The 1,389-nt window shown below is 63.1% G+C and carries 1 protein-coding gene and 1 pseudogene; both read left to right on the forward strand.

Features of this window, described 5'->3' with window-relative positions; translation table 11 throughout:
• Positions 1 to 987: Mu transposase domain-containing protein (locus SB753_RS34360; RefSeq protein ID WP_410804485.1), on the forward strand; the 987-nt coding region annotated here is incomplete at its 5' end.
• Positions 977 to 1,330: pseudogene (locus SB753_RS34365) on the forward strand (ATP-binding protein); the annotation flags it as partial. The gene SB753_RS34360 and the pseudogene SB753_RS34365, both read left to right, overlap by 11 nt.
• Positions 1,331 to 1,389: the final 59 nt, after the last annotated feature.

Consider the following 1,389-nt stretch of genomic DNA (forward strand, 5'->3'; position numbering starts at 1 on the left):
TCGACGTCGATCAGGTGCGGTGGATTGTTGCTTGCTAAAAGTGGGAAAGTCCTTGTAGACAACATGAAGACCGCCGTCGACCGGGTGCGTCCCGGCAAGGTGCGCGAAGTCAACGCGCGGTTCAGCGCAATGGTGAGCCACTACCTGTTTGACGCCGAGTTCTGCAACGTCGCCTCCGGTTGGGAGAAGGGGCAGATCGAGAAGAACGTCCAGGACAGCCGTCACCGGCTCTGGCACAAGGTGCCGACGTTCGGTTCACTCGCCGCACTCAACGACTGGCTGGCCGACCAGTGCGTACTGCTGTGGCAGCAGACCCGACATCCGGAGCAGGACATGACGATCTGGGAGGCTTGGTCGGCCGAGCGGCCCCACCTGATGCCGGTGGGCCAGCCGTTTGATGGTTTCGTCGAACACAGCAAACCCGTCTCGCCAACCTGCCTGGTGAACTTCGAGCGCAACCGGTACAGCGTGCCAGCGTCGTTCGCCAACCGGCCCGTCAGTCTGCACGTCTACGCCGCGAAGCTCGTCTTCGTCGCCGAAGGCCAGGTGATTGCCGAACACGAGCGGCGTATCAACCGCAGCCACGACCGCGGCGAGACCATTTACGACTGGCGTCACTACCTGGCAGTCCTGCAGCGTAAGCCGGGAGCGCTTCGCAACGGTGCACCCTTCGCCGAGTTTCCAGCCGGATTCCGCAAGCTGCAGGGCGTGCTGCTGAAGCGTCCCGGTGGCGACCGGGAGATGGTGGAGATTCTGGCCCTGGTCCTGCTGCACGACGAACAGATGGTGCTTGCAGCGGTCGAGCTGGCGTTCGAGGCCGGCGCACCGAACAAACAGACGGTGCTGAACATCCTGAGCCGGCTGCTCGACAGCCCGCCTGTGCCGCCGCTGCAGACGCCACAGGCCTTCGCACTGAAGGTTGAGCCGCAGGCCAACGTGGGCCGCTACGACCGTTTGAGGAACCGGGAGGACGATCATGCAGCCTGACGTCATGATGCAGATGCTCAAGTCACTCAAGCTGCACGGTATGGCACAGGCGTTAGGCGAGCTCGCCGCGCAGGACTCCCCAGCCTACAAGTCGGCTTCGCTGGTGCTTGCCGGGTTGCTCAAGGCGGAAATCGCAGAGCGCGAAGTGCGTTCACTCGCGTATCAGATGAAGGCGGCACGCTTCCCGGCGTATCGCGACATCGGCGGCTTCGACTTCAGCTGCAGCGACGCCAACGAAGCGCTGGTGCGCGAGTTGTACCAGTGTGAGTTCATCGACTCGGCGCACAACATCGTTCTGGTGGGTGGACCTGGCACTGGAAAGACCCAGGTATCTATAGCGGTGCGGGGTTGACGCCGAGGGGCAAGTCGATGATGGAGCTGCTGGGCGCCTCGACGAAGTGA

The organism is Paraburkholderia sp. SIMBA_053, from assembly GCF_046534895.1.
GTDB lineage: Bacteria > Pseudomonadota > Gammaproteobacteria > Burkholderiales > Burkholderiaceae > Paraburkholderia > Paraburkholderia caledonica.